Consider the following 20,344-nt stretch of genomic DNA (forward strand, 5'->3'; position numbering starts at 1 on the left):
GCAATAATATAACTAATCATCTCATTAATATAGTGAAAGGGGGAAAAAATATGAATCAAAAAGAAATAGATGATCTCATTCTTCAGATTCCCCATATTGATAATGCTTTAGATCAATTATATGAAAAAACAAAAACAAGTGTTTTTGCCTATATTATGAGCATTATCAAAAACTACGATGATAGTAGTGATATTTTACAAGAAGTATATGTGAAAATTTATTTAGCGGCTAAAAATTATCAATCACAGAAAAAACCACTTGCATGGATTTATACAATCGCAAGAAATGAAAGTTATCTTCATTTACGAAGACAAAATGTAACACAGGAATATCAAGATCATTTGTATTGTCCTCCAGAAACAGATATGCATACTCAAATGATTTTAGAACATTTGTTTGAAAGTTTAAATGATCAGGAAAGAGAAGTCATTATTATGCATTCTTTATGGGGATTGAAACATCATGAAATAGCAAGTTTATTAAATATTCCTATAGCGACATCCTTATCAAGCTATCATCGTGGTATGAAGAAAATGAAAAAGATAGGAGAGAAGACTTATGAATGAAATCAAAAAGGCTTTTAAGAAAATAACACCTCATCGCTTAGATGAAATTAAAGAAGAATTAAAATATCGAGATGAAAATATTGTAGTAGAAACCAAAAAGAAAAAAAGACATTATCTCTTTGCAGTTCCAGTGGCTGCTGTATGTATGGCTATGGTATTAATGTTGTTGCCTTCAACACATGCTGTGGAAACAGTTGTTGGTTTAGATGTCAATCCTAGTGTGGAATTGAATCTAGATAATGATTATAAAATTGTTGAAGTCAAGACAAACAATGAAGATGGTAAAAAAATCGTTGGTGATATGAATTTAAAAGGTAGTGATATTGAAGTGGGTGTCAATGCTTTGATTGGTGCCATGTTGAAGGAAGGCTATATTGATGAACTGAAAAATTCATTATTGATTTCTGTGACTGGCGATAATGAACAGGAAAATGAAAAGCTCAGAGAACAGCTTTCATTGAATATTGATGAATTATTGAAAGCCAGTGATATTAATGGTTCCATTGTTTCACAGACAATCAGTGATAAGGATATTGAAGCACTGGCTAAGCAATATCAGATTTCTGTAGGAAAAGCTGAAATTATTCAACAGCTTGTTTCTAAGAATTCATTATATACATTTGATTCATTGAAGAATCTGTCTATTCATGAATTGAATCTCTTATTACAAAGCAATCAGGTTGATCAGGTATCCATTACAGGCAATGCCAGTGAAAGTGGATATATCGGAAAAGAGAAAGCACAGCAGATTGCATTGACAGATGCCAATGTATCAAATCCAGAGATGGCAAAGGTAGAGATGGATTATGATGATGGTGTGATGATATATGAAGTTGAATTCTATAAGAATCAAGTAGAATATGATTATGAAATCAATGCAACAACAGGAGCGATTGTGAAAAAAGAAAAAGACAATGAACATTCTACACAATCATCAAGTCAATCAACTCAACAAAATCAGACAACATCTTCATCAAACAACCAGATTTCACAGGAACAGGCAAAATCAATTGCGAAAAATCATGCCGGAGTCAGCACAGTAAGTCAAGAAAAGATGGAAAAAGATTATGATGATGGTATTTATGAATATGAGTATGAATTTGTCAGTGGCAATTATAAATATGAATATAAGATTAATGGAACAACAGGTTCAATCTTAAAGCATGAAAAGGAATATGTTGGTCAAGTGAAAATCAATCACAATGATGCGAAACAAAAAGCATTCCAACATGCAGGTGTTTCATCATCAAATGTTTATGATGTCGATGTTGAATTAGATGATCATCACTATGAAGTTTCTTTTAAATCTGGACATTATGAATATGAATATGAAATCAGTGCTGAAAATGGATCTATTCTTTCACATGAAAAAGACTATGACGATTAGAAGAAGTGACAAGCTTCTTCTTTTTTCTTAATAAATTCTTAAAACATTCACATGAATAATGTAATATAATGATGAATGAGGTGAGAATATGAATATTTTAGTTGTTGATGATGAAAAAGAAATTGCTGATTTAGTAGAATTATATTTAAAAAATGAAAACTTTCATGTTTTTAAATTTTATAATGGTTGCGATGCTTTACGTTGTGTTGAAACAAAGGATATTGATTTGGCTGTATTGGATATTATGTTGCCTGATATTGATGGTTTAAAAATATGTTCTAAAATACGTGAAACGAAAATTTTCCCTATTATTATGTTGACTGCCAAAGAAACGGAAATAGATAAGATTACCGGTTTAACAATGGGGGCTGATGATTATGTCACAAAACCTTTTCGACCATTAGAACTGATGGCAAGAATTAAGGCACAATTACGTCGATATGCAATGATGTCACCTAAAAAAGATGAATCTGTTTTAACAATAGGGGCTTTAACTATTGATAAAGATAATCATCATTGTTATTTAGATAATCAATTATTGTCATTGACTCCAACTGAATTTTCTATTTTATGGTTGCTATGTTCCAATAAGGGAAAAGTTGTCAGTGTTGATCAGATTTTTCACGATTTATGGGGTGAGAAGTATTATACAAATTCTAGTAGTTCAATTATGGTTCATATTCGACATTTAAGAGAAAAAATGAATGATTCTGCTGAAAATCCACGTTATATTCAAACTGTATGGGGAGTAGGTTATAAAATTGAATAAAGATTATACAAAGAAATTTCAACATGAAATTATTAAAATACATATATTGATTACAGCAAGTTGTTTTGTTTTTATTCTTTGTCTTTATTTTTATATGGATTATTTTTATAATGGTGCTTTTATTAATTTTTTACAAGAGTTTTTTGGTTGGGATTTTGCTCATTTTGCATTAAGAAATCAAAGAACGATTATCTTTATGATTATTATGATGGTTATTTTATTAAATTCTATTATCGTAGAAATTTATGCCATTCAAAAAATATCTCGTGTTTTTTCACAGATTCAAATTCTTTTTCAAAAAGATGATCAAAGAATTGTTTTAGATGAATCTCTATATGAATTAGAAAATGATTTAAATGCCTTAAAAAGAGAAAGTATTGAAAATGAAAAAAAGGCTATTGATGAAGTTCAGCATAAAGTAGATATGATTGCATATCTGGCTCATGATATTAAAACACCTTTAGCCTCAGTAATAGGTTATTTATGTCTGTTAGATGAAACGCCTCATTTACCAGAGGATTTACGTCATCAGTACACTCATATTACTTTAGAAAAAGCCTATCGTTTAGAACGACTCATTAATGAATTTTTTGATATTGCAAAACTCAATCAGACATATTCTCCTTTACATCTAGAAAATATCCATCTTCTTTATCTTTTAGAACAAATGAAAGAAGAATTTTATCCATTAACTTCTCAAAAAGATCAGAAAATAGATATTCAAGTTCCAGAAAATTTGATTGTCTGTGTTGATGCTCAAAAAATGGCAAGAGTTTTTAATAATATTTTAAAAAATGCTTTTCATTATAGTTATGAACATACAATCATTCATATCCAAGCATATCAAGATGAAAGCTATACACATGTGGTTTTTGAAAATCAGGGAGATACAATTCCACCCGATAAAATTCAAAATATTTTTAAGCAGTTTTATCGTTTAGATGAATCACGTAATTCATCAACAGGAGGCTCAGGGCTAGGATTATCTATCGCCAAAACAATTGTGGAACAACATCATGGTTTTATTAAAGTCAAGAGCGAAAATCAAAAAACATCTTTTGATGTGATGTTACCACGTCATGAACTTTAGAAAATCTTAAGTATTTATTAAAAAAATATATTTTTTATTCCTCTATAATGTTTTCATGGAGGAAGATGTTATGAGAAGAAAAATATTAGTATTTATAGCAGTATTGGTGATTCCTATCCTTATTTTACTAGCGGATCATTTTATTTTAAAAGAAGATATTCATTTATCTTATGATTATGATATATCTGCCAAATGGCATCAAATTGTTGATAACCCCGATGCTTATCCTCAAGAATTGATTGATCTGGCATTAAGAAATAAAGAAACCATTCCTTTTGTAGCTGATTATCCTGAAGATCATGAGAAAGACATTGCTATTAATATTCAACAAGAGATTCAAAGTGAAAGTATGCCTTTATTTATGCAATGGGATAAACGTTGGGGATATAAGATGTATGGGGATCAGATGATGGCTATTGATGGATGTGGACCGACATGTTTATCAATGGTTGTCAGTTATCTTACTCAAAATGGACGTTATCATCCTTATTATATGGCACAGTATAGTGAACAAAATGGTTATTATAGTGAAGCAGGAACAGCGTGGCCATTGATGGTGAGAGGGGCACAGGCATGTGGTATTGATGTTAAAGAAATTCCTTTGGATGAAAAAACAGTTGTTTCAAATCTGTTAGAAGGACATCCTATTATTTGTAGTGTTTCTAAAGGGACTTTTACATCTACAGGTCATTTTATTGTTTTATCTGAATATAAAAATCATCAAATAAAAGTGCTTGATCCTAACAGTCAAAAGAAAAGTGGATATTATTCTTTTGATGATCTATCTTACCAAATTAGAAATTTATGGGCATATAGCCAGAATAGTTTTTGACTATTCTTTTTTTGTGTTATAAAATAAACAAAAAATGGAGGTAACAATATGAAAATTTCTGAAATATTAAAAAAGAAAGCAACTATTTCTTTTGAAGTTTTTCCGCCTAAAAATAAAGAAGGAGATATTTCATCTATTTATTATACAATTGAAGAATTATCACATTTAAATCCAGATTTTATCAGTGTCACTTATGGAGCTGGTGGTTCAACAAAAGGAAAAACTGTTGAAATCGCATCTACGATTAAAAATCAATACCATATTGAAGCAGTTGCTCATTTGACATGTATTTCTTCAACACAACAAGAAATATTAGACATCTGTCAACAATTAAAAGACAACAATATAGAAAATATTCTCTCTTTACGTGGAGATTATCCTCAAGATGGTCTTCAACATGAACTTGCTTTTCATTATGCAAAAGATTTAAATCAATTTATTTCATCTCATTTTCCAGATGATTTTTGTTTATCTGGAGCCTGTTATCCCGAAGTGCATCAAGAAGCCAGTTGTTTAGAAGAAGATTTAAAGGCTTTAAAAGAAAAGGTGGATGCCGGAGCTGAATATCTGATTACACAAATTTTCTTTGATAATCATTATTACTATCGTTTGGTTAAAGAGGCTAGAAAAAGAGGTATTACAGTACCGATTCTAGCTGGAATTATGCCTGTCACACATTCTAAATCATTATTAAGAACAGCCAAATTATGTGGATGTTCAATTCCATATGAATTATCAACAATGATTGAATCTTACTATCATTATCCTCAAGCTATGAAAGAAATAGGAATTAATTATGCAACACATCAGATTATTGATTTAATCACAAATGGAGTTGATGGTATTCATATTTATACAATGAATAAACCTGAAATAGCTAAAGCTATTTTTCAAAATATTCCTACTGTATTAAAAGAGTTGAATCATGAATAAACAACTGATCAGACATTATCTTCAAGCCCAAACGGTAATGGACCAGACAACTGAACAATTCATAGATGAATGTATTCATGAAGTCCAGACGATTGCACAATTTAAAGCTGTCTATCAAATTTATCATTTATCCCATCATCCCTTGATGTTGAAAGAAGTGAATATTCCTTTGGTATCAGATGATTTAAAGTTTTATTTCAAAGATTGTCATGAATGTTGTATTATTGCCTGTACGCTCTCAACAATGATTGATCGTCAATTGAAGTATTATGAACATATTGATATGCATAAAGCTGTTGTATTTGATGCCGTGAGTAATGCGTATTTAGAGGAATGTTGTGATGATTTTGAAAAGACTTTAGATTTTAAAGAACGAACATTTCGTTTGGCACCGGGTTATGGAGATATACCAATGCAGCTCAATAAAACATTCGCAACTTTGTTGCAGATTGATAAAAAATTAGGTGTCAGTATGAATAGTTCGGGCTTATTGATTCCAATGAAGTCGATGATTGGTCTTATAGGGATTGGAAAAAATATGAAAAAAACATGTTTATCGTGTATTCGCAAAGAAAGTTGTGAATTAAGGAAAGGGGGACAAAGATGTTACGTGAAAGATTAAAGAAAGAATTATTGATTTTTGATGGTGCTATGGGTTCAATGTTGCAAAAGTATGGAATGAAAGCAGGGGAGATACCAGAAGTTTATAATATAGAACACCCTGAGATGATTATTGATATTCATAAGCAATATCTTAAGGCTGGGGCTCATTTTATCACGACGAATACTTTTGGGTGTAATCCTTTAAAGATGCAGGAAAGTGGATATTGTTATTGTGATTTATTGAAAGCCGCTGTGAAAAATGCTAAAAAAGCAAGAGATGAAGTGAATCCAGATGCTTATATTGTTTTAGATATTGGACCTATAGGCCAGTTATTGGAACCACTAGGGACACTTCGCTTTGATGAAGCTTATGAAATGATTGCTTCACAGGTTTTAATGGTAAAAGATGATGTTGATGCTGTTTTACTAGAAACAATGACGGATTTATATGAAGTCAAAGCAGGTATTTTAGCTGTTAAAGAAAATAGTGATTTACCTGTGTTTGTGACAATGACATTTGAAAGTCATCAGCGAACTTTAACAGGAACAGATCCTCTTACATTTGTCAATGTAGTTGAAGGATTAAAGGTCGATGCTCTTGGTGTGAATTGTTCACTAGGACCAGTTGAACTATTACCGATTGTCAAAACGATTTTAAAATATGCTTCTGTGCCAGTCATTGTTCAACCAAACGCTGGATTACCTTGTTTAGAACATGGTCATACATGTTATCCAATGAAAAGTGATGAATTTGTAGAAGCTATGAAAGAATATGCACAGCTTGGTGTTAATATTATTGGTGGATGTTGTGGAACGACACCAGAATTTATTGCTGGTTTAAAAGAGCATTTGCCTTCATATAGTCAACCCCGAGAAGTCTTACCTTATACTGCTGTGTCCAGTGCTCATCAGACAGTTTTATTTGAAGGACAAGTGGTTGTTTGTGGTGAAAGACTTAATCCGACTGGGAAAAAGAAATTGAAAGCGGCTTTAAAAGAAGGAAACTATGAAGAATATGTGAAAGAAGCCATTCAACAACAAAGAGCTGGCGCAGATATATTAGATGTTAATGTGGGTTTACCTGGTATTGATGAAAAACAGGTGATGGTCACTGTTCTCAAAATGTTGCAGGAAGTGATTGATTTGCCTTTACAGATTGATTCTTCTTCGCCAGAAGTCATTGAAAAAGCATGTCGTTATTATAATGGAAAGCCATTAATTAATTCAGTGAATGCTAAAGAGGAAGTTATGGAAGCTATTTTTCCGATTGTTCAAAAATATGGTGGTGTTGTTATTGGATTAACATTACAAGATGGAATTCCTTTATATGCAGATGAAAGATTAACACTTGCCAAAAAAATTATACAAAAAGCAAAAACTTATCAAATACCATCAAAAGATATCATTATTGATTGTTTAACTTTAACAGCTTCAGCTCAACAAAAAGAAGTACAAGAAACATTAAAAGCTGTATCATTAGTTAAAAATGAATTATCTCTTTATACGACATTAGGTGTATCTAATGTATCCTTTGGTTTACCTCATCGTCCTTTGCTTAATCGTACCTTTTTAGCACTGGCATTACAGGCAGGATTAAATTTACCGATTATTAATCCTTTAGATCAACAATTAATGGATACGATTGATGCTTATCGTGTTCTCTCTTATCAAGATAAAGATGCAATTCAATACATTGAAAAACAATCCCAGCACACCGTACAACCAGTCTTTCCTACAACGGATTTTACATTGCATGATATCATTATTCATGGTTTAAAAGATGAGGTGAAAGCCAAAACACAGGAACTCTTACAAACAAAACAAGCTTTAGAAATCATTGATCAAATTATTATTCCAGCACTGAATCAAGTGGGTGATGATTATGAAAACAATCGTATCTTTTTACCACAACTGATTCAATCAGCAGAAACAACAAAACTTGCTTTTGAAGTCATTAAATCAACGTTTCATCAACAAGATGCTGCAAAAGCGACAGTTGTTATGTGTACTGTTGAAGGAGATGTTCATGATATTGGAAAGAATATTGTTAAGGTTATTTTAGAAAGCTATGGTTATCAAGTTATTGATTTAGGCAAAGATGTGAAAAAAGAACGTGTTGTGGAAGCCTATCAAAAATATCACCCTCAGGCGATAGGTTTGAGTGCTTTAATGACAACAACAGTCGTCCATATGCAAAAAACGATTCAGGCATTAAAAGAAGCTCATTGTGATTGTCCTATCTGGGTAGGAGGAGCTGTACTCACAGCGGATATTGCTAGAGAAATAGGGGCTGATTATTATTGCCAAGATGCAATGGCAACAGTCACATTATTACAGGATATTTTATAGGAGGGTCTTATGGCATTAAAAGTTAAAATGAATGCAACCGATTTAGATGAACTTGAAACAGAGATTCCTTTGTTTGCAACACAAGAAGAAAGTGAAGATATTCAAGTTGATGAACAAATGACAATTAAAATTAAAGTCAAAGAAAAAGAAGAACAGTCTTAATGTGACTGTTCTTCTTTTTCTAATAGAATAAGCCAACGATTGCTTTTGGTTTCAATATCTTCCTCTAATTGATTTCTTTGACAAGAAAGAGCTTGGATAGAAGCAAAATCACTGACATGATGAAGTTGTTCATCTAATTCATGAAGCTGTTGTTCTAGTAAAGGAAGTGTTTCTTCTAATGTTTGAAGTTCCTTTTTTTCATGATATGTTAATCTGACAGCACGTTCTTTTTGAGGTTTCACTGCCTTTTTGACTTTGCGTTGAACAGGTTGTGCATTCAACATATAATCACTATAGCCTCCATTATGAATTTCAATACGCTGATGATTAAACACCCAAAGCGTATCACAAAGACGATCTAAGAAATAACGATCATGGGATACAGTGATGATTATTCCTTGAAAGCTATCTAAATAGTCTTCTAAAATCTGTAATGTCGTAATATCTAAATCGTTAGTTGGTTCATCTAATAACAAGACATTAGGAGCACTCATTAAGACTTTTAATAAATATAAGCGTCTTTTTTCACCACCAGATAAACGACCAATAGGCGTATATTGCATATCTTTATCAAATAGAAATTTTTCACACATTTGTTTAGCGGAAAACTCACCTTGACGTGTCTGGAGATATCGGGCTTCATCTTGAATATAGTCAATCACTTTTTGTTGAGAATCCATATCTTCGTGACCCTGTTTAAAGTAACCGATACGAATGGTTTCACCATATTCTACATATCCTTTTGTAGGCTGTAATTCTCTGGCTATAATATGGAGTAAAGTTGATTTGCCAGAACCATTGATACCAATAATACCAACACGTTCATTTCTTTTTAATAAATAATCAAAAGGTTCAAACAAAACGGAATCATAACCATGTGATACACCATGTAAAACAATGGTTTTATGACCTAAACGTGAAGCAATATCAATCATTTCTAAGTTTTGACGAACAGGAACATCCTCCTGTTGACTTAAAGTTTCAAATCTTTGAAGACGTCCTTTGTTTTTAGTTGTACGTGCCTGAACACCAGCACGAACCCATTCGAGTTCTTTTTTGAGAAATTGTTTTCTTTTGTGTTGTGTATTTTGTTGTGTTTCTTCTCGCAAAGCTTTTTGTTCTAAATAAAGTGAGTAGTTCGCATCATAGAAATAAAGTTGTCCATAGTCTAATTCCATCATACGCTTTGTAATACGTTCTAGAAAATAACGATCATGGGTAATCATAACTAAAGCTTTATTGAATTTGATAAGAAATTTTTCTAAATATTCAATCATTTCATGATCTAAATGATTGGTTGGTTCATCTAATAAGAGTAAATCACAAGGTTTGATGAGGGCGATTGCTAAAGCAACACGCTTTTTTTGACCACCTGATAATTGACCGACAGGTTGATGATGGTGAGTGATCTGAAAACGATTTAAAATGGAAAGGATTTCATATTCGGCAATATCATGACCAACTTCTTGGTAGACTTGTTGTAGAACGGTGTTTTCTGGCTGGAATTGTGGATGCTGAGAAAGATAGTTAATGCGGATATCTTTCTTTTTGATAATTTCTCCTTTATAATCTTCTTGACCAGCTAAAATTTTTAAAAGAGTTGATTTTCCAGCTCCATTAAGACCAATCAAACCTATTTTATCATGTTCATGAATAGAAAAAGAAATATCTTTTGCGATACATTTTAAATTGTTATATTTTTCAAGATGTGATACACTCATTAACATATTCATATTCTCCTTTATTGTTTTATTGTATCATGACTTTTTATTTTGTAAATATTTTCGTAGGAAGTGATGTTCATGAAAAAAGTCATCATTATTTTATTCATTTTCATATTCATGTGTCAACCTGTTTTTGCACGTGCTGGAGGAGGTAGCAGCAGTGGTGGAGGAAGTCGTGGACATAGCAGTCATACTTCATCACCACATACAAGCTCAACTCGTCAAGGTGGTTCGCCAATTGCAGGTGTTTTAGGTGCAGGTGGCTGTCTGATGATGATGCTGTACTGGAAGCGTCATAAAGCCAAAAAAATGCATCAGGAGATTGTAGATGATATAAAAACAGCATATCAGCAGGATACATTCTGGGATGAAAAAGTCTTAAAGAAAAAAGTAGAAGAACAATATTTTAAAATCCAGAAGGCTTGGTCAAAACAGGATTTAACAACACTCAAGCTATGTTTAAGTGACGCTCTTTATGAAAGATGGCAATTAAAGATGGAATGGCAACAATATCAAAATCAACAGAATGTTTTAGATAATATTCAATTGTTTAAGGTGATTCTTGTTGATTTATATGATGATATAGATAATCATCAAGATTATTTCTGGGTATATATTGAAGGAAAGATGAATGATACGATGGTTCAAGATGAACAAATCATAGAGAGTCATCATGATACTTTTGTAGAATATTGGAAATTTATACGTTATGGAGATGACATTTTATTGGATGAAATTAAACAACAAGATGAGGTAGAGTCATGAAGTGGATTTGGAAATTATTTCGATGGCTGATTCATTTGTTAGGACGTTTATGTGGTTCATTGTTAGGTTGGATATTTGGCTGGATTCCTCGTTTAAAAAAGCATATGACTGGCATTGAATTTGAACAATATGTTTATGAAATATTGAAACGACTAGGTTATAAACATTTGCGTTTAACACGTCAAAGTGGGGATTATGGGGTTGATATTCTAGCCAGTTATCGAGGTGTTAGATATGCTTTTCAATGTAAGTATTATAGTAAGCCAGTAGGTGTCAGTGCGATTCAACAGGCTTATAGTGGTTGTGAGTATTATGATTATGATGAAGCAGTCGTTGTTACTAATCAGACTTTTACAAGACAGGCTTATGCTCTAGCAAAAAATAATGGTGTCATTTTATGGGATGGAGAAAAATTGGCTTTAATGCGTCGTCGTGCGAATCGTCACGCTTTATTTTATCGTTTTCATCATTCTGATCATCATCCTTATGAAGATATTTTGCAGGTCATTATAAATGCGAATTATGCTTCTGAAGATTTGCTTTATCAACAGCTCCAAATTCCTCTTTCACGAATTGATTATATTTTAGATGATTTAGAATTTTATGATATTGTATCATGTGAAGATGAATATGGTTTAAGAGAAGTATATATTTCTTCAGTAGAGGAAGGCATAAAATTATTAGAAAAAAGTCCTATTTGATATCATTTATGATACAATAATAAAAACGGAGGTATAAAAATGTATAAAGAAGTTTCTCAACAGTTAATGTCTTTTATTCAACAAAGTCCAACAGCTTTCCATGCTGTAGATACAATGAAAAAAATGTTGAATGAAGCAGGATATCAAGAATTATCAGAAAGTCAAAAATGGTCTATGACAAAAGGTGGAAAATATTATGTGACACGTAATCAGTCAAGTTTAATTGCTTTTCATATTGGTGAAAAATTAGATCATTATAATTTTCAGATTGTGGCATCACATAGTGATTCACCTACTTTTAAATTAAAAGAAAAGGCAGAGATGGAAGTGAAAAACCATTATCTGATGTTGAATACAGAAGGATATGGTGGAATGATCTGTTCATCATGGTTTGATCGACCATTATCGATTGCCGGTCGTGTGATGATTAAACAAAATAACACTTATCAGACACGTTTATTAAGTTTTGATCGTGATCTGGTTTTGATTCCTCATTTGGCTATACATATGAATCGTACAGTTAATGAAGGATATGCCTATAATAAACAAATTGATATGTTGCCTCTTTTTGCTGGAAAGCAAGGTCAAATAGGTGATTTGAAAAAAATGATTGCAAAAGAATTACAAGTAGATGAAGAAGCTATCTATGGCAGTGATCTTTACTTATATAATCGCACTGCACCATCTTTATGGGGTGCTCATGAAGAATTTATTTCTGCCCCTCGATTAGATGATTTACAATGTGCCTATACATCTTTACAAGGATTTTTACAAGGATCACATCCTCAATCTATTCAGGTTTTTGCTTGTTTTGATAACGAAGAAGTGGGTTCAGGAACAAAACAAGGTGCTGCCTCAACATTTTTGTATGATACTTTATATCGCATTCATCATCATCTTTTCCAAGACAGTGAAGATTTCTATCGTGCTTTAGCTAATAGTTTTATGTTAAGTGGAGATAATGCACATGCTGTACACCCTCATCATGTTGAAAAGACAGATCAAGATAATTGCGTGTATATGAATCAGGGAGTTGTCGTCAAATCTCATGCCGGACAAAAATATACAAGTGATGGTTTAAGTATTGCGGTGATCAAGGGATTATGTCAAAAAGCCAATGTTTCATTACAGTTCTTTGCGAATCGTTCTGATACTGTAGGTGGTAGTACTTTAGGAAATATTGCCATGTCACAAGTATCTATGAATTGTGTGGATATTGGTTTACCACAATTAGCGATGCACTCAGCTTATGAAACAGCAGGGGTTCAAGATTCTTATGATATGATTCAGTTAACAAAAGCATTTTTTAATAGTCATATTCAGGTATTAAGTGATGGAAATATTTTAATAGAAGGTGATTAAATAATGTTTAAGCGTATATTTAAATTTGGATTTTATTCTATTTTTTCATTTTTCATAGTGACATGTCTGGCTTCTATTTTACCATTAGAGAAACAACAAAAGATTTTACGTATGCCTTTTGAACAAAACAAAAAAGATCCTTACTCAAAAAAGTAAGGATTTTTTATTGAATAGATATTTTATGAGTGATGATTAAAGCTAAGGGTATAATGAATACGATATAAATAAAGATACATATCAGGCCTAAGATATTATCAAATGTCAGAGAAGATGAAGGTGAGAACAGAAAAATAATCTTTTGAATGATATGGAAATAAAGCCATGAAATGGCTAGAAAAAATATGATTTGTACAAATCTTTTTAAAAAAGTATTCATAAAATCCTCCTCCTATCTTTATACTAGCATACATCCATAAAATAAAAAAGGCTTTGCAGCCTTTTAATAATAACAAACAACAGGAATATTCACTTTCAGTTGACTATATAATGAAGCAGCAACATTCAATGGTAAGTTGATACAACCATGAGAACCATGTGTTTTATAACGGTCGCCACCAAAAGAAGATTGCCATGTTGCATCATGTAAACCTATTCCACCATTAAATGCCATCCAATAAGCGACAGGTGTTTCATATTCTGGTTTTCCATCAGCTTGAATCTGCCCTCTTAATACACGATTACGTTGCATAAAATAAACATAATAAGTTCCACCAGGAGTGATACGATCAGGTGTAGGTAATCCTGTAACACAGTCAGATTCTAAAACAACATTACCATTTTTGATAAACCACATATGTTGTTTTGTCATGTCAATTTCCACAAAAGTATTACCTAAACCACCATTACTATAAGAAGCCTGTACACCAGTTACAGAAGGACTTCTTGTTTCTTTTTTATGTGCTTTAATATCACTTAATAAACCAGTGACTTCTTTACTTTGATTTAATTTATAACCATAATTACCACCAGATACAGTTCTTGTGCCATTGGCTCCTTTAAATGTTTTTGATTTTCCAATAATATTAATTTTAGGAGCTAAAGTATCTTTTACAAAAGCTGTTGCCTGTTTCTTAAATTCATCCTCATCATAATAATAATTTCCTTTTTCATCAATAGATAACCATTGAATCAAATCATTACCATCTAACACAACATTACCAGAAACAGTTTTATAAGTAATTTTCGCATCACAATATTCTTTAGCAAGTTTCTCTAAATTTGTAATGATTTTATCTTGAGATGTCAGTTTTGGTTCTTTATAAATATGTTGTTCTTTTAAATGAATCGTATCTTGACGTGTCTGAAATGCCTTTTCTACAGCGTCAATCAATTGTTCATTTTGAATAGTTGTTCCAAAAACTTCAGGTGTAATCACAAATTGTTCATCTTTATACTCTACTTTTGCATCCACTGGTGCAATTTGTTCATCTTGTACATGTTTTAAAGATGTCACAGCTTTTTCTAATTGTTTTTGATCTGTGATTAATAAATCATTTAAATTGATATCTGTAGATTGAAAGAAATGTGTAAACCATAAAAAAGGATTCTGTTTATCCATTTCCTTTTGAATGCTGTTATTAGGATTAAAAGTGATACCACTTTGATCTTGTTTTAAAGTTTCTTTTTGATTATCAACAAAAGTCAATGACAATGTCTGATTTGTCAGTGCATTTTCAAGCGTATCACTGGCTTGTTTGTAAGTCATTCCTGAAACATCAATATCATTAATAGCTGTACGACTCATAAATTTGTCATGATAATAGAAACATCCAAAAAGATAAACAACAATAATGAGTGCCCCTAAAATAAGCAGTGCTTTCAAAACATGATCTTTTCTTATGCGAACCTTTTTTCTTGTCTGTTTTTCTTGCTTTTTTGTTTCCTCCATATAACATACCCCTCATTTTTAAACTTCATTTAGAAGTATAGGTATTTTTACCATAAAAGTCAAGTTATCCAACATTTTATATGCTTGAAATCAATTTTTTTATATGATTTTTCATAAATATATTGACCTTCGTGTGACTCTAAGGTTTACAATGTAAGCGAGGAAGGTGGAAAAGATGAAAATTAAGGAAGTAGAAAAGCAATTATCTATCAGTTCACATGCTTTACGTTATTATGAAAAAATGCATTTGATTCATCCTCATAGAGATGAAAATGGTTATCGTGATTACAATATGCAGGATATAGATAGACTGAAAAAAATCCGTTTTTTAAGAGAATTAGAAATTCCGATTGAGGATATTGCAGCTATTTTAGACCAATCAACAAATTTTCAGACAGTTTTAGAACATCATATTCAAAAGTTAGATACAAAAATTACTTCTTTACAATATATCCAACAGATATGTCAAGAGTTTCAAGATAAAGGTATTCCTGTTTTAGATGTTTTAACACAGGAGCAGTTACAGGAACAGAAACATATTGATAAGACATTGGTCAAGCAAGGTCTAAAAAAATTAGGGGATTATTTACGTAGTCAACATACGACTGTCATAGGAACAAGAATCCAGATTGCTGATTATCTGACAGGTTTACTTATCATGATTGCTTTGTCTATAGGTTTAGGTTTTGTTTTTGGAGATGTTTTACCTCGCATGATTGGCAGGGTAAATTCACAATATCATCTGTCTTTATTGACAGGGTATTCACCTCATTTAAAGATGTTTGTATTGATGACGATTATCAGTTTGATTTTGATACTTTCATTGTATCACATCGCTATAACAAAACAGGATTATATTGAATTGACGGATCAGGGAATACAAATTTGTTCTCGTCAATTTCAAAGTCGCTATTCCATCCTTATAGGATTCTTATTGAAACAAAGTGAACGTAGAAATCAACATTATCAATGGCAACAATTAAAAAATGTTTCTATTGATATCGTTATATCGACCATGACACAAAGATATGGTTTATCTAAGATCTATTTACCACGTTTTACCTTTACATTTGATGATGGACAAGTTTATACAATCAAATCAGGATTGGCATTTGATGAAAACAGCAAAATGGCTTATCAAATCATCAAAGCTAAACATATTCCCATCACTGGAGATGATTATACAATAGGTTTTTATAAACAGGATGAAATGAGTGGGTTTGAATATTTTGAAAAACATTATGCTTTGAATACGCCTCGAAAAAAATGATTGTGCATATAATTTGAAATCTTTAGATTTTGGGGTATACTAGAGATGGAAGGTGATAAAAAATGGTTAATATGCAAAAAGTTGCTGTTATTGGATGTGGATTTGTTGGAGCTACATCTGCATTTAGTTTGATTCAGACAGGTTTATTTTCTGAAATGGTATTGATTGATGCAAATACGCAAAAAGCTGAAGGTGAAGCTATGGATTTGAGTCATGGAAGTGCTTATTTGACACCAATGAATATTTATGCTGGAACATATGATGATATTGTTGATGCGGGATTAATTGTCATTACCGCAGGAGCTAATCAAAAACCAGATGAAACAAGATTGGATTTAGTGAAAAAGAATGTTCAAATCTTTAAAAGTATTATTCCTGAAATTAAAGAAAGAAATTGTGAAGGAATTTTATTGATTGTTTCTAATCCTGTTGATATTTTAACTGAGGTGGCATTGAAATTATCAGGATTCCCTGCTCATCGTGTTATTGGTTCAGGAACAGTTCTTGATACAGCGAGATTGAAATATGTTTTAGGTAAACATTTACAAGTCGATCCTCGAGATATTCATGCTTATATTATTGGTGAACATGGTGATAGTGAACTGGTTGTTTGGTCAGGGGCACAGGTTGCAGGTATTCACATTAATCATTTCTGTGAATTGCGTGGTCATTTTAATCATGAAGAATCTATGGAAAGACTGGCTCAAGAAGTTCGTGATAGTGCTTATGAAATTATTAAAAGAAAAGGTGCAACTTACTATGGTGTAGCAGTAGCTGTCAAACGTATTGCAACAGCAATTGTGAAAGATGAACATGCTGTTTTGCCAATTTCAAGTTTAATGCAGGGAGAATTTGGATTAAATGATATTTGTCTAAGTATTCCAACTGTCATTGGACAAAATGGTGTTGAAAAAGTTGTAGATATTTACTTGAATAATGATGAAAATGAAAAATTACAAACAAGTGCTAAAGCTTTAAAAGATGTTTTAGATGGTTTGGATTTATAAAAGAAAAGCTCTGTAAGGTGGATTACTTTACAGAGTTTTTTGATATCTTCATAGCCGCCATATCATTCGCTTTTTGTAAGCTTTCTTCCCAGATAACGCCTTGAATACGATAAGCCATAATAGCACCCAAATGGGTATCACCAGCACCATTGGTATTAAAAACGGGAACTTTTTGAGTTGGAATATAAAAGTTTTGTGTTTGATTATAGAAATAACATCCTTCCTGACCAAGTGTGACAATTATTGGTTGTTGTGTCTTTGTATAAAGTATCTTACAGGCATTTTCTAAGTCATTTTGATGGGTATAGGTAAGGATTTCCTGCTTGTTGAGATGTAAAATGGGATGAAGGGAAAGAATGTTATGCATGGCTTGTTGAGGGATTTTGAAAAGACGAGGTCCGGGAGCAAAATATAAAGTATGATGAGGATATTGTTTTAAAAACTGATAAATCACTTGTTTGTGATCTTCTTCAATATCTAATCCACAAATATAAATAGCTTGATATAAAGACATATCTAATTGTGTGAACCACTCCTTATGAAAAACATATTCAGCGCCATGTTCACAAAGAAAAGTACGTTCTCCCTGCTTATCTACCACACAATAACAACATCCATTCTTTTGTGATGTTTCAATGAAAACAGGAACATGATTTTTTTGAAACTGGGCTTTGACAAAATCACCATAGAATCCTTTGCCAATGGGTGAAAAAAGAGTATAAGGAAGTTGTAATTGTCTAAAAACTGCACTTACATTCCAAGCACATCCACCCATTGTCATTTCTTGTTTTATAATATTTTCATCGCCTGTGATTTGTGGAAATTGTTGAACATAGATATTGACATCACAGACACTTGAACCAATGATTAATGTCGATTTCATAATGTTTCTCCTTTTTTTTGATGATTTTTCATGATTATAACAGATGTTTGTATATTTAGAAAAGCATTAGTGCTAAAATAGTGAAAGGGGAGGGAAATATATGGAAGATACAAATACAATGATAGAGGGTTCAATAGCAAAGAAAATTATTTATTTTGCGATTCCTTTATTTTTAGGAAACTTATTTCAACAGTTATATAATACTGCAGATTCTTTAATCGTGGGAAATTTTTTAGGGTCAAGTGCCTTAGCAGCAGTCGCTTCTTCTGGTAATTTGATTTTTTTACTTGTTGGATTCTTTAATGGTCTTTCAGTAGGGGCAGGTGTTGTCATTGCACGTTTTTTTGGTGCGCATGATCATCGACGTGTTCGTTTATCCATTCATACGACTGTCGCCTTAGGAATTATCTGTGGACTTGTTTTGACTGGGGTAGGGGTGATTTTTGCACCTAAGATACTTGTTTTAATGGGAACACCACAAGATGTTTTACCTGATTCTATTATTTATTTTCGTATTTATTTTATGGGTTCACTAGCTTTTGTTTTATATAATGCTTTTACCGGTATTTTACAGGCACTGGGAGATAGTAAACATCCTTTATATTATTTGATTATTTCTTCAGTAATTAACGTTGTTTTGGATATTGTATTGATTACTGTTTTTCATATGGGTGTAGATGGAGCTGCGATAGCGACTGTTATATCACAAGTTGTCAGTGCTGTTTTATGCTTTTTATATCTTTTAAAACATCCATCTTATCCACTCGTAATCAAAGACATTCGTTTCGATATACCCATGTTGAAACAAGTTATTCAAAACGGATTACCAGCAGGAATTCAAAATTCCATTATTGCGTTAGCTAATGTGGTTGTTCAAAGCTATATTAACAGTTTTGGAAAAATGGCAGTGGCAGGATGTGGAGCATATTCTAAAATTGAAGGATTTGGTTTTTTACCAATTACATGCTTTGCCTTAGCCATGACGACCTTTGTATCACAGAATATGGGGGCCAAAAAATATGATCGTGTGAAAAAAGGAACACGCTTTGGGATTATATGTTCATTAATACTTGCTCAAATCATCGGGATTGTGATTTTTATAGCAGCACCATTTTTAATCAGTTTATTTGATTCTACGGTGGATGTTGTGGGATTTGGAACAGCGCAAGCTAGAACAGTGACATTATTTTATTTTTTATTAGCTTTTTCACATTGTATTGCTGGTATTTTACGAGGGGCAGGAAAGTCAATGGTACCGATGCTTGTCATGATGGTTTTCTGGTGTATTGTGCGTGTTTTATATATGAGTGTTGCTTTATATTTTATTCATGATATTCATCTTGTCTTTTGGGCATATCCTATCACATGGACATGTAGTTCGATTGTTTTTCTATGGTTTTATCTTTTTTCTTCGTGGTTACCAAATCATCAGTCAAAACCTTTTTGATAATTTGTTAAAATATGGAAAATTAACGATAAGTGGCGAAAATAAGCCACTTTTTTATTATAAAAAATCAAAAAATAAAGCATGTTTTTTCTATACATCATCTTATAAATAGTATATAATGGTGGTATGAAGTGTTAAAAAATGTATAGAAATGTATAAAAGTGGGTGATTTTGAAGTGTTCATAGGTGAATATAGGCACAATATAGATGCAAAAGGACGTTTGAGTATTCCAGCCAAAATGCGTCTTGAATGTGGTGAAAAAGTCTATGTCACTCGTGGTAATGAAGGTTGTTTAGCCGTCTATACTGTTGAAGGGTGGCAAACATATTATCAATCACTCATGAAATTACCAAAAACAAAGAAAAAAACCAGAATATTTATTCGTTTGGTCACTTCCAGAGCAACGGAATGTGAATTTGACAAATTAGGACGTATTAATATTCCTCAGGTTTTAAGAAATGAAGGTCAGCTTCAAAAAGAATGCGTGATTGTAGGGGCAGGAGATCACATTGAATTATGGGATAGCCAAATGTGGGATTGCTTCTATGATGAGAATATGGATCAGTTTGATGACATTTCAGAAAATATTGATGATTTAGATTAGG

20 protein-coding genes are annotated in these 20,344 nt (G+C 32.0%); 17 read left to right on the forward strand and 3 right to left on the reverse strand.

Going from position 1 to position 20,344, the window contains the following annotated elements; genetic code table 11:
- The first annotated feature begins 50 nt into the window (after positions 1–50).
- From B5E75_RS00845 to B5E75_RS14690, 9 genes are all read left to right on the forward strand, one after another.
- On the forward strand, positions 51–566 hold the full coding sequence (locus tag B5E75_RS00845) for an RNA polymerase sigma factor (RefSeq protein ID WP_087356925.1): 516 nt from the start codon (positions 51–53) through the stop codon (positions 564–566).
- Positions 559–1,953 carry an anti-sigma-I factor RsgI family protein gene (locus B5E75_RS00850; protein ID WP_087356926.1) on the forward strand — a complete coding sequence of 465 codons (1,395 nt, stop codon included), beginning with the start codon at positions 559–561 and terminating at the stop codon, positions 1,951–1,953. Before B5E75_RS00845 ends, B5E75_RS00850 begins: the two co-directional genes overlap by 8 nt.
- A gap of 88 nt (positions 1,954–2,041) precedes the next feature.
- Positions 2,042–2,722, forward strand: a complete 681-nt coding sequence (vanR, locus tag B5E75_RS00855; protein ID WP_087356927.1) for a VanR-ABDEGLN family response regulator transcription factor — start codon at positions 2,042–2,044, stop codon at positions 2,720–2,722.
- Positions 2,715–3,812 carry a sensor histidine kinase gene (locus B5E75_RS00860; protein WP_087356928.1) on the forward strand — a complete coding sequence of 366 codons (1,098 nt, stop codon included), beginning with the start codon at positions 2,715–2,717 and terminating at the stop codon, positions 3,810–3,812. Before vanR ends, B5E75_RS00860 begins: the two co-directional genes overlap by 8 nt.
- Positions 3,813–3,882: 70 nt before the next feature.
- On the forward strand, positions 3,883–4,644 hold the full coding sequence (locus B5E75_RS00865) for a C39 family peptidase (RefSeq protein WP_087356929.1): 762 nt from the start codon (positions 3,883–3,885) through the stop codon (positions 4,642–4,644).
- A gap of 48 nt (positions 4,645–4,692) precedes the next feature.
- The gene (metF, locus tag B5E75_RS00870; protein ID WP_087356930.1) at positions 4,693–5,577 is read left to right on the forward strand and encodes a methylenetetrahydrofolate reductase [NAD(P)H]; all 885 of its coding nucleotides are present in this window, start codon (positions 4,693–4,695) and stop codon (positions 5,575–5,577) included.
- The gene (locus B5E75_RS00875; RefSeq protein WP_087356931.1) at positions 5,570–6,199 is read left to right on the forward strand and encodes a vitamin B12 dependent-methionine synthase activation domain-containing protein; all 630 of its coding nucleotides are present in this window, start codon (positions 5,570–5,572) and stop codon (positions 6,197–6,199) included. Before metF ends, B5E75_RS00875 begins: the two co-directional genes overlap by 8 nt.
- Positions 6,181–8,529 carry a homocysteine S-methyltransferase family protein gene (locus tag B5E75_RS00880; protein WP_087356932.1) on the forward strand — a complete coding sequence of 783 codons (2,349 nt, stop codon included), beginning with the start codon at positions 6,181–6,183 and terminating at the stop codon, positions 8,527–8,529. Before B5E75_RS00875 ends, B5E75_RS00880 begins: the two co-directional genes overlap by 19 nt.
- Positions 8,530–8,538: 9 nt before the next feature.
- Entirely contained in the window at positions 8,539–8,691 is a 153-nt protein-coding gene (locus tag B5E75_RS14690; protein WP_164483528.1) for a hypothetical protein, read from the forward strand.
- Here B5E75_RS14690 and B5E75_RS00885 read toward each other — a convergent pair.
- Positions 8,688–10,418 carry an ABC-F family ATP-binding cassette domain-containing protein gene (locus tag B5E75_RS00885; protein ID WP_087356933.1) on the reverse strand — a complete coding sequence of 577 codons (1,731 nt, stop codon included), beginning with the start codon at positions 10,416–10,418 and terminating at the stop codon, positions 8,688–8,690. The genes B5E75_RS14690 and B5E75_RS00885 overlap by 4 nt on opposite strands.
- A gap of 75 nt (positions 10,419–10,493) precedes the next feature.
- Between B5E75_RS00885 and B5E75_RS00890 the strand changes: the two genes are divergently transcribed.
- Genes B5E75_RS00890 through B5E75_RS14495 form a run of 4 tightly spaced genes read left to right on the forward strand, consistent with a single transcriptional unit; the run spans position 10,494 to position 13,399 of the window.
- Positions 10,494–11,180 (forward strand): TIM44-like domain-containing protein, encoded by a 687-nt coding sequence (locus B5E75_RS00890; protein WP_162607610.1) that lies wholly within the window; start codon positions 10,494–10,496, stop codon positions 11,178–11,180.
- Positions 11,177–11,881, forward strand: a complete 705-nt coding sequence (locus tag B5E75_RS00895) for a restriction endonuclease (protein ID WP_087356935.1) — start codon at positions 11,177–11,179, stop codon at positions 11,879–11,881. Before B5E75_RS00890 ends, B5E75_RS00895 begins: the two co-directional genes overlap by 4 nt.
- Positions 11,882–11,920: 39 nt before the next feature.
- Positions 11,921–13,243 carry a M18 family aminopeptidase gene (locus B5E75_RS00900; RefSeq protein WP_087356936.1) on the forward strand — a complete coding sequence of 441 codons (1,323 nt, stop codon included), beginning with the start codon at positions 11,921–11,923 and terminating at the stop codon, positions 13,241–13,243.
- Positions 13,244–13,246: 3 nt separating this feature from the next.
- Positions 13,247–13,399, forward strand: coding sequence for a hypothetical protein (locus B5E75_RS14495; RefSeq protein ID WP_162607611.1), 153 nt, complete (start codon positions 13,247–13,249; stop codon positions 13,397–13,399).
- A gap of 283 nt (positions 13,400–13,682) precedes the next feature.
- Here B5E75_RS14495 and B5E75_RS00910 read toward each other — a convergent pair whose 3' ends face one another.
- Complete coding sequence (locus B5E75_RS00910; RefSeq protein ID WP_087356938.1) at positions 13,683–15,131, reverse strand: L,D-transpeptidase family protein; 1,449 nt, start codon at positions 15,129–15,131, stop codon at positions 13,683–13,685.
- Between the two features lie 175 nt (positions 15,132–15,306).
- On the opposite strand from B5E75_RS00910, the gene B5E75_RS00915 reads away from it, so the two are divergent.
- Both B5E75_RS00915 and B5E75_RS00920 read left to right on the forward strand, forming a co-directional pair.
- Positions 15,307–16,401 carry a MerR family transcriptional regulator gene (locus B5E75_RS00915; protein WP_087356939.1) on the forward strand — a complete coding sequence of 365 codons (1,095 nt, stop codon included), beginning with the start codon at positions 15,307–15,309 and terminating at the stop codon, positions 16,399–16,401.
- Positions 16,402–16,463: 62 nt separating this feature from the next.
- Positions 16,464–17,408, forward strand: coding sequence for an L-lactate dehydrogenase (locus B5E75_RS00920; protein WP_087356940.1), 945 nt, complete (start codon positions 16,464–16,466; stop codon positions 17,406–17,408).
- Positions 17,409–17,430: 22 nt separating this feature from the next.
- On the opposite strand, the gene B5E75_RS00925 is transcribed toward B5E75_RS00920, so the two are convergent.
- Positions 17,431–18,291, reverse strand: a complete 861-nt coding sequence (locus B5E75_RS00925) for a PfkB family carbohydrate kinase (RefSeq protein ID WP_087356941.1) — start codon at positions 18,289–18,291, stop codon at positions 17,431–17,433.
- A gap of 100 nt (positions 18,292–18,391) precedes the next feature.
- Between B5E75_RS00925 and B5E75_RS00930 the strand changes: the two genes are divergently transcribed.
- Positions 18,392–19,738, forward strand: a complete 1,347-nt coding sequence (locus B5E75_RS00930; RefSeq protein ID WP_087356942.1) for an MATE family efflux transporter — start codon at positions 18,392–18,394, stop codon at positions 19,736–19,738.
- A 176-nt stretch (positions 19,739–19,914) separates the two neighbouring features.
- Entirely contained in the window at positions 19,915–20,343 is a 429-nt protein-coding gene (gene mraZ / locus B5E75_RS00935; protein ID WP_087356943.1) for a division/cell wall cluster transcriptional repressor MraZ, read from the forward strand.
- Position 20,344: the final 1 nt, after the last annotated feature.

This window comes from Massiliimicrobium timonense, from assembly GCF_002160865.1.
Lineage (GTDB): Bacteria > Bacillota_I > Bacilli_A > Erysipelotrichales > Coprobacillaceae > Allocoprobacillus.

Excerpts from the sequence above, each read along its gene's own strand:
- B5E75_RS00925 (WP_087356941.1), bottom strand. The coding sequence starts at position 18,291 with ATGAAATCGACATTAATCATTGGTTCAAGTGTCTGTGATGTCAATATC.
- vanR (WP_087356927.1), top strand. The coding sequence starts at position 2,042 with ATGAATATTTTAGTTGTTGATGATGAAAAAGAAATTGCTGATTTAGTA.
- B5E75_RS00880 (WP_087356932.1), top strand. The coding sequence starts at position 6,181 with ATGTTACGTGAAAGATTAAAGAAAGAATTATTGATTTTTGATGGTGCT.
- B5E75_RS00930 (WP_087356942.1), top strand. The coding sequence starts at position 18,392 with ATGGAAGATACAAATACAATGATAGAGGGTTCAATAGCAAAGAAAATT.
- B5E75_RS00850 (WP_087356926.1), top strand. The coding sequence starts at position 559 with ATGAATGAAATCAAAAAGGCTTTTAAGAAAATAACACCTCATCGCTTA.
- B5E75_RS14495 (WP_162607611.1), top strand. The coding sequence starts at position 13,247 with ATGTTTAAGCGTATATTTAAATTTGGATTTTATTCTATTTTTTCATTT.
- B5E75_RS14690 (WP_164483528.1), top strand. The coding sequence starts at position 8,539 with ATGGCATTAAAAGTTAAAATGAATGCAACCGATTTAGATGAACTTGAA.
- B5E75_RS00920 (WP_087356940.1), top strand. The coding sequence starts at position 16,464 with ATGGTTAATATGCAAAAAGTTGCTGTTATTGGATGTGGATTTGTTGGA.
- B5E75_RS00865 (WP_087356929.1), top strand. The coding sequence starts at position 3,883 with ATGAGAAGAAAAATATTAGTATTTATAGCAGTATTGGTGATTCCTATC.
- B5E75_RS00915 (WP_087356939.1), top strand. The coding sequence starts at position 15,307 with ATGAAAATTAAGGAAGTAGAAAAGCAATTATCTATCAGTTCACATGCT.
- B5E75_RS00890 (WP_162607610.1), top strand. The coding sequence starts at position 10,494 with ATGAAAAAAGTCATCATTATTTTATTCATTTTCATATTCATGTGTCAA.
- B5E75_RS00845 (WP_087356925.1), top strand. The coding sequence starts at position 51 with ATGAATCAAAAAGAAATAGATGATCTCATTCTTCAGATTCCCCATATT.
- metF (WP_087356930.1), top strand. The coding sequence starts at position 4,693 with ATGAAAATTTCTGAAATATTAAAAAAGAAAGCAACTATTTCTTTTGAA.
- B5E75_RS00895 (WP_087356935.1), top strand. The coding sequence starts at position 11,177 with ATGAAGTGGATTTGGAAATTATTTCGATGGCTGATTCATTTGTTAGGA.
- B5E75_RS00910 (WP_087356938.1), bottom strand. The coding sequence starts at position 15,131 with ATGGAGGAAACAAAAAAGCAAGAAAAACAGACAAGAAAAAAGGTTCGC.
- B5E75_RS00900 (WP_087356936.1), top strand. The coding sequence starts at position 11,921 with ATGTATAAAGAAGTTTCTCAACAGTTAATGTCTTTTATTCAACAAAGT.
- B5E75_RS00885 (WP_087356933.1), bottom strand. The coding sequence starts at position 10,418 with ATGTTAATGAGTGTATCACATCTTGAAAAATATAACAATTTAAAATGT.
- B5E75_RS00875 (WP_087356931.1), top strand. The coding sequence starts at position 5,570 with ATGAATAAACAACTGATCAGACATTATCTTCAAGCCCAAACGGTAATG.